Origin of the sequence: Actinopolymorpha sp. B9G3, assembly GCF_040120725.1 — a bacterium.
In the GTDB taxonomy this organism is placed as follows: domain Bacteria; phylum Actinomycetota; class Actinomycetes; order Propionibacteriales; family Actinopolymorphaceae; genus Thermasporomyces.
The window spans coordinates 1-7495 of record NZ_JBEEAB010000053.1 but is presented as its reverse complement, the minus strand read 5'-3'; the positions used below and the strand labels follow the sequence as shown (position 1 = coordinate 7495).

The 7495-nt window shown below is 64.0% G+C and carries 6 protein-coding genes and 1 pseudogene; 2 read left to right on the top strand and 5 right to left on the bottom strand.

Translation table 11 applies throughout. The features are described from left to right. Together ABNF93_RS34360 and ABNF93_RS34355 are read right to left on the bottom strand one after the other, a co-directional pair. Window positions 1-334: carbohydrate ABC transporter permease (locus ABNF93_RS34360; protein ID WP_349332444.1), on the bottom strand; the 334-nt coding region annotated here is incomplete at its 3' end. A 118-nt stretch (window positions 335-452) separates the two neighbouring features. After that, entirely contained in the window at window positions 453-1850 is a 1398-nt protein-coding gene (locus ABNF93_RS34355) for an ABC transporter substrate-binding protein (RefSeq protein ID WP_349332443.1), read from the bottom strand. 478 nt (window positions 1851-2328) lie between these two features. Between ABNF93_RS34355 and ABNF93_RS34350 the strand changes: the two genes are divergently transcribed. Continuing rightward, window positions 2329-3162: a FadR/GntR family transcriptional regulator gene (locus tag ABNF93_RS34350; protein WP_349332442.1), complete on the top strand. Its 834-nt coding sequence runs from the start codon at window positions 2329-2331 to the stop codon at window positions 3160-3162. A gap of 49 nt (window positions 3163-3211) precedes the next feature. Then, window positions 3212-4372, top strand: coding sequence for a mandelate racemase/muconate lactonizing enzyme family protein (locus ABNF93_RS34345; protein WP_349332441.1), 1161 nt, complete (start codon window positions 3212-3214; stop codon window positions 4370-4372). Here ABNF93_RS34345 and ABNF93_RS34340 read toward each other — a convergent pair. From ABNF93_RS34340 to ABNF93_RS34330, 3 genes and pseudogenes are all read right to left on the bottom strand, one after another. Next, window positions 4340-5701 (bottom strand): enolase C-terminal domain-like protein, encoded by a 1362-nt coding sequence (locus ABNF93_RS34340; protein ID WP_349332440.1) that lies wholly within the window; start codon window positions 5699-5701, stop codon window positions 4340-4342. The genes ABNF93_RS34345 and ABNF93_RS34340 overlap by 33 nt on opposite strands. 43 nt (window positions 5702-5744) lie before the next feature. Further along, window positions 5745-7199, bottom strand: coding sequence for an alpha-L-fucosidase (locus ABNF93_RS34335; protein WP_349332439.1), 1455 nt, complete (start codon window positions 7197-7199; stop codon window positions 5745-5747). A 57-nt stretch (window positions 7200-7256) separates the two neighbouring features. After that, window positions 7257-7495: pseudogene (locus ABNF93_RS34330) on the bottom strand (sugar ABC transporter permease); the annotation flags it as partial.

The window sequence follows — 7495 nt, the reverse complement described above, 5'->3', positions numbered from 1 at the left end:
TGAAGATCCAGATCCACAACACCGCACTCGCCACCGCCGGCACCAACGTCGGAAGGTAGTAGATCGTCCGCCAGACGCTCAGCCCGCGTACCTGCTGGTTGAGTAACAGCGCGAGGATGAAGCCGAGAACCAGGATCAACGGCACCGTGCCCAACGTGTAATAGGTCGTCACGCTCAACGACTTCCAGAACAACTCATCACCCGCAAGCGTCTGGTAGTTGTCGACCCCGATGAACGACGGACTCCCGCCGATCGTCCAGTCGGTCAGACTGAAGAAGAACGACGCGACCATCGGCCCGATCGTGAAGATGACGAACCCGAGAACCGCCGGCATCGCCAGGACGATCCCCCAACGGCGTTCCAGCCGCCCCTGTCCCGACAAACGCCGTCTCTGGAGCGGCCACCGGCCAGACGGCAGCGCCGCGTGTGTTCCCGTCAGTCTCACCGGGACCTCAGAGCTCCTGGGTCGGATTCCAACCCTGCAGCAGTCCGTCGATCTTCGGGACCACCGACGCCATGGTGTCCTTGACGGGCTCCTTCCCGCCCTCCACGCGTTGCAGGGCCGGGGTCAGCACCTCGTTGATGTTGTCCATGTTCTTCAGGCGTTGGTTGAATGCGGTCGTGGCGTGGTTGAGTGTGTAGTCGACGACCGCGGTCTTGTACTCCGGCGGGTGGACGTCGTTGTCGATCCACGAGGCGATGGCGTCGGGATCGGTGTAGTACTTGCGCTCCAGGGGCATCCAGAGACCGTTCTTGTACAGATCGACATTCTCCGGATCGTTGTGGAACAGGTAGAGCTCCACGGCCTCGTCCAGATGCTTGGTGCTTGTGAAGATGACCGACGGACTACCCATCGACGTCGTCTTCGGCTCCTGATAGCTCGGTAATACTCCGATGCCGAAGTCGACGTCGCTCTGGGCCATGTCCAGGAGGATCCACTGCCCGTCGAACACCATCGCGATGCGTTTTGTCTTCAACTGCACCGCGGTGGTCGGGGCGTTGTTTCCCAGCTGCACCGGTGTCGGCGCCACCCGGTGCTCGTACATCAGATCCTGCAGGTTCTGCAGTACCTCTAGGGCTTCCGGCGTATCGAGCAGGCACTTGGTGCCCGCCTCGTCGACGACATCGACGCCGTTGCTGCGCAGCAGGCACTCCCACGTCTGGACGAACTGAACGCTGGCCGAAACTCCGAACTGCCGGACTTGTTTGGGATCGAACCCCGTCTCGTCGGGTCGCCTACCCTCCTGGTCGTAGGTGAGTTTGTAGGCAGTCTCGACGAGATCGTCCCACGACCAGGCACTTGCGGCCTCCGCTGGCGGATGTTCGACGCCCGCCTCGTCGAACACCGGCTTGTTGTACCACAGCAGCGCGACCTCGTTGGCCGTCTGCGTACCGAACGACTTGTCCTTGCCGTACCAGAAGTAGGTGCCGGGCAGCCGGTCGGCCAGCTCGGGGTGCTTGTCCAAGTAGGGAAAGAGATTTACCAGCTTGCCCTGCTCCCCCAGACGGTAAGCCATCGGCGCGAGCATGTACGCCACGTCAGGTGCCCGATTGCTCGCCACCAGTGTATTGACCTTCGTGTCGTACTCCTGCGGCGTGTAAAGCGGCTTCGCTGAGGCGCCGGCGTGCTTGCCCTCGAACTGCTCGAGCATCGCGTTGACGGCCTTCTGCTCGAAACTCGAGCCCCAGTACATGAACTGCAACTCGACATCATCACCGCCGCCACTTCCCGAGTTGCAGCCGGTCAACCCATGACCTGCCATGCCAGCAGCTGCAGTCAGTCCGCCAAGTCGCAGCAGGTCGCGTCTACTCCAGCGGGACCCCAGCATTGCGGCGGGTTGCCGTCTCATCCCTAGCGCCATTGCCAATCACCAAACCCTCGAGATTCAGAACTCCTGTGAGATACCAAGCAACGTGCGCGCCCAGCGGCCGGTAGGGGCGACGACGAGGGCGTATCCGGCGGACGGTGCCGCGTGCGCCCGCAACGCCGGAAGGCCGGCGAACCCGCCGGCTGCTGTCAGGGCCGCGACCCCTGCCGCGATGCATCTTTCGGTCGCCTGGAATCGGCGATCGTGGTCTCGGCGTTAAGCAGTAGTATCTATTCCATGTGCCAGCCGTATAAGCCTACCTATCGTCCCGGCGGTGGTGGGGAATTGCCCGCATAGCCGCATCTTCACCGCGCACTTAGCCAGATTTTGGCCCGATCTAGCCAGCGGCGGCGGGCGCGTTCGGAGTGAAGCATAAGTCATACTCATCAAGAGAAGTAGATGTCAGACTGACCGGAACCTGTCGCATGACGGCATGGTCACTGCGCGAGGAGAGATTCGAGTGCTGGATGAGGTGCCATCGAAGAGCGCGCCGCCTGACCCCGATCCCGAAGCGCGCACGTCCGACGTGGCCACCGCGTCAGGTCCTCGCCCCACGGAGTCGGCGGCTTCAGCGACGTACCGGCCCGGCTATGAGGTGACCGCGGAGCGGGTACTGGAGCTGATCACCACGCTCGACCTGCACCCCGGTGACCGCATGCCCACCGAGAACGAGCTCGCCAAACGCCTCGGCACAAGCCGTACGGTGGTCCGCGAGGCAATCAAGATCCTTTCAGCACTGGGCCGGGTCCGCGCGCAGAAGGGACGAGGGTTGTACGTGGCCGATGATCCCGGAATGCTCGGCGGCTCCGGCAGCCCGTTCTTCCTTCCGACCGACCTCGAGCATGTCTACATGCTCTTCGAGTTCCGCCGCTCCTTGGAGATGGAGGCGAGCCGGCTCGCCGCGAGACGAGCCACTCCGACCGAGCTGCGAGCAATCGAGCAGGCCGTGGACGACTACCGGACCGCACACCAGACCAGCGACAGCGAGTTGCTGCTACGCAGCGACGACAACTTCCACGCCAATGTGGCCGCGGCCGCACACAACTTCTTCCTCGCCGTCGCGATCCGCGAGGCGCGGCGCCTGCAAAGCCAGTCCAATGTGATCGGCCTCCAGAGCACACTCGGCGGACATACCGCGGAGGCGGTGGAGGAGCATGCCGCTGTCTACGTGGCCATCCGCAACGGACAGCCGGAAGCTGCGGCACGCGCCGCCGCCGACCACATCGACAACACCCTCGAGGACTACCGGCAGGAGATCCAACGTCGAATCTTCTCTCGGGCCGTTCCAGAATAGGCAACAGCGCATCGTCGAGCCGTCACCGTCGCATCAATGAAGGGCTGACATGAAGATCACCGGCTATCGCACCCTGACGACTGTCCAGGAGTGGGGACGGCCCGTCGGAGATGCGAACGGAATCTTCGCCGACGGGATCACCTCGGTTCCGATCATTCAAGTGGAGACCGACGAGGGAATCACTGGCACCGGGTTCGGCTCGCATGTGCAAGTGGAGACGATCTTCGCCGCGATCGAAGGCGAGGACCCGCGCAGCGTCACAGCACTGTACGACCGGATGTTACGGCGGACGTTCAAAGCGGGTCACGGGGGAGCTGTCTTCTCCACGATCGGCGCATTCGACACCGCTCTGTGGGACATCAAGGCGAAGGCCGTCGGCGAGCCCCTGTGGCGACTCCTCGGCGGACGCGACCGTGTCGTACCCGCCTATGCTTCGGGTCTCGACATCGGCCTGAACGATGACGAGTTGGTCGCGACCTACCAGACCTACGCCGACCATGGGCTGCTCGCGGCCAAACTCAAAGGCGGCCTCGACGTCGAGCGGGACCGGCAACGGCTGACCCTCGTCCAAGACGTACTCCGCCAGGCCGGGGGCGGCCAACGGCCAGGCCTGATGCTCGACGCGAACGAGTCCTGGAACCGCAAACAGGCGGTTCGTCACATCAGCGAACTCGAGCGCACCCTGGACCTCGTCTGGGTCGAGGAGCCCGTCCGGCGCTGGGACGTCGACGGCTTGGCGACAGTCGGGCACGGGATCCGAGCTTCGGTCGCCACAGGGGAGAATCTCACCGGACTCGAGCAGTTTCGTCCTTTGCTGGTGGCGGGAGCGGTGGACATCGTCCAGGCATCAGCGTCCTGCGGAGTGACCCACTTCCTGCGAGTCGCCGCAACGGCACATGCCCATGACCTCCCGGTCAGCCCGATCGGCAACATCTCCGTCGCGCTCACGCACGCCGCGACCTCGATCCCCAACCACCTGGTGACCGAACTGCAGGACCTTCAGCCACCGGTAGGGGTGACCGTTGATCGGCGGATCGAGCACGGCGCCCTCGTTCTCGGAGACTCCGCCGGAATAGGCGTCCAGGTCGACGAGAACGTGATCAGCACGCGCGGCCACCAGCCGAACACCCAGCAGACCGACGGCCCGCACGTCCGTCCCCCACGGGCCGGGCTTCGGCTACTCACCGCCGCCGATGGACACCAGAGTTGACGCGGCGGCTGACGCCCAGTATGACCCGTCGGGAAAGCGGTATTGCGTGACGGAGCTCTCGCGGAGCTGGGTGGAGTAACCCGGCCTCGAGGGCAGGACGTATCCGATGCCCGCGCCGCCGTCGCGCACGACACACGGGTCGGTGAAATGCTCGTGCAGGTGGTCGACGAACTCGGTGACGCGGTTGGTGAGGTCGCTCGATACGGCAACGTAGTCGAGCACGGACACGTGCTGGACCATCTCGCACAGTCCGACGCCGCCCGCATGAGGACAGACGGGCACATTGAACTTCGCAGCGAGGAGCAGGACCGCGACGATCTCGTTGATGCTGCCCAGGCGCCCAGTATCCAGCTGGCAGAAGTCGATGGCGTCGGCCTGAAAGAACTGCTTGAACATGACCCGGTTGTGGCAGTGTTCGCCGGTGGCGACACCGATGGGCGCGACCGCGCGGCGGATGGCCGCGTGGCCGAGGATGTCGTCTGGGCCGGTGGGCTCCTCGATCCACAGTGGCTCGAAACGGGCGAGCGCCTGAACCCATTCGACGGCCTGGCCGACTTCCCAGACCTGGTTGGCGTCGATCATCAACTTGCGATCCGGGCCGATGATCTCCCGCGCAATGGAGCAGCGCCGGATGTCGTCGCTGAGGTCCGCGCCGACTTTGAGCTTGACGTACTCGTAGCCGGCATCGACCGCCTCGCTGCACAGCTTGCGCAACTTGTCGTCGCCATAACCCAGCCAGCCCGCGGACGTGGTGTAGACGGGATAGCCGGTGCGGGCGAGTTCGGCGACCCGGTCGTCCTTGGTGCCTTCCCTGCTCCGGAGGATGTCTATCGCCTCCTCACGGGTCAGCACATCGGAGAGGTACCGCAGGTCCGCGATGTCGACGAGCTGTTCTGGAGACATGTCGGTGAGCAGTTGCCACAGCGGTCTTCCGGCGTGGCGTGCGACCAGGTCCCACGACGCGTTCAGCACGGCGGCCAGCGAGAGGTGGATCACGCCCTTCTCCGGGCCGAGCCAACGCAACTGCGAGTCCGAGGTCAGGAAGCGGTATACCGCGCCCATGTCCGCAGCCATCACATCGACATCCCAACCGACGAGACGCGTCGCCTGTTGCTGGGCTGCCGCCACGACGATGTCGTTGCCCCGGCCAATGGTGAATGTCAGGCCGTGACCGGCAAGCGGTGCATCAACGGTGTCGATGCCATCGGTGTGCAGAGTCACATACGCAGCCGAGTAGTCTCCGTCTTTGTTCATCGCGTCGGAACCGTCGCCGGTGAGCGACGTGGGGAAGCGGACGTCTTCTACGGTGACACCAATAATCTGCGGCATGAGACCTCATCGGTTGGAAGGTTGAGTTCAAACGAGGGTGGGTTCAGGCCAGCTGGACCGCCAGGCAGTTGAGTTCACCTGTTGGGCCGGCTTGGGGTAGCCGCACACGTAGGCCGTCGTTGGTCTGCTCCCAGGAGGTGTCGCCGTGACCGAGTAGGCGGACCGCGTGCACGTTGTCGGCCGGGGTGAGGGTACGGATCAGGGCTGAACCGTCGGTGGGCCAGCGCATGAGGAAGGCGTACACGGTGTTGTCGCGTTGGGTGAACCGGATGTCCTGGGCTGTCCAGTCAACCTGGTCTTCTCTGAAGTGGTCGATGATGACCTGGCTGGGTCCTTCACCGAAGACTCGGAAGGGGCTGGTGCCGAAGATGCCTTCTCCACAGATCGCGATCCAGCGGGCCATCTCGTCGAGTAGGAAGCTGCACTCGTCGTCGATGGTGCCGTCGGGTTGTTGCAGGATGTTGAGCAGCAGGTTGCCGTTCTTGGCGACGACGTCGACAAGGATTTCCAGCACGTGGCCGGCGGTCTTGTAGCGTGCGCGCACGTCGTAGAACCACCCACCGACACAGGTGTCGGTCTGCCAGGGGTCGGGCCGGATGTCCGGTTCCTGGCTGCGCTCGATGTCGAACACACCGATCTGCACCAGCTTCGCCTCACGTGTCTTCTGCGTGTATACGGCCTGGTTGACCCCGCCATGAGTGGCGGCGCTGGTGTTGTACAGGTGGGCGACGGCCTGCGCGCCTGCTGCGTGCCCGTCGGACTCGAACGGCAGCGGCCCATCGCTGTAGAGCAGATCGGGTTGGAACTTGTCGATCATCTCGGTGACGAGGTCGAGCCAGCGTTGGTGCCACCAGGTGTTGGGCGTATACCAGGGATCTTGGACGGGCTCGAGCTTCTTGCTGTAGTGCTCCAGGTTGGGTAGGTAGAGGTCTTCGTAGCTCGGGTCCGATCCGTCGTACGGCACGCCCGTGTAGGGCCCGTTCTCGTCCGCGCCCTTGTTCGTGGCGAACCAGCTGAACGACGCACCAAGGTGTTCGCTGAGCCCGAACCGCAGTCCACGTGCGACGGCGGCGTCTCGCCACCCTGCCACGATGTCGCGGCCAGGGCCGACCTTGGCGGAGTTCCACCGGTGCAGGGCCGAGTCGTAGTTGAGGAAGTTGTCGTGGTGCACCGCCTGGGCGACGAAGTACTTCGCGCCGGCCGCGACATAGCGGTCCATCAACGCCTCAGGGTCAAACTTTTCGGCCTTCCACAGTGCGACGAGATCCTTGTATCCGAAGCGTGACGGATGCCCGTAGGTGCGCAGGTGGTAGAGGTACTGGGCCGAGCCTTCGCGGTACATGTGCCGTGCGTACCAGTCGCCGAAGCGCGGTACTGACTGCGGACCCCAGTGCGACCAGATCCCGAGCTTGGCATCACGGAACCACTCCGGAACCACGAACCCGGCCAGGGACTCGATGGTTGGCTGGAACGGACCAGCAGCGAGTTGCGCGTTCATGGTCGATGACCCTCCGATGAGTCGGCCGCGGTGTGGGTGGGCGGGTAGCTGGGCGCCTTACCAGAGGCTGGATCTGGCGAATCGGCGTGCGATCTGGTTGGCGAGGACGAGCAGGATGAGGCCTACGACGGAACGGAAGAGTCCGATTGCTGCGGCGTAGGAGATCTGTGGTACGGCGGCGGCGAGGCCGACTTTGTAGACGTAGGTGTCGATGACTTCAGAGGTTCCTAGGTTGAGTGGGGTTTGCATGAGCAGGACCTTCTCGAACCCGACCGACAGGATCGTGCCGATGTTGA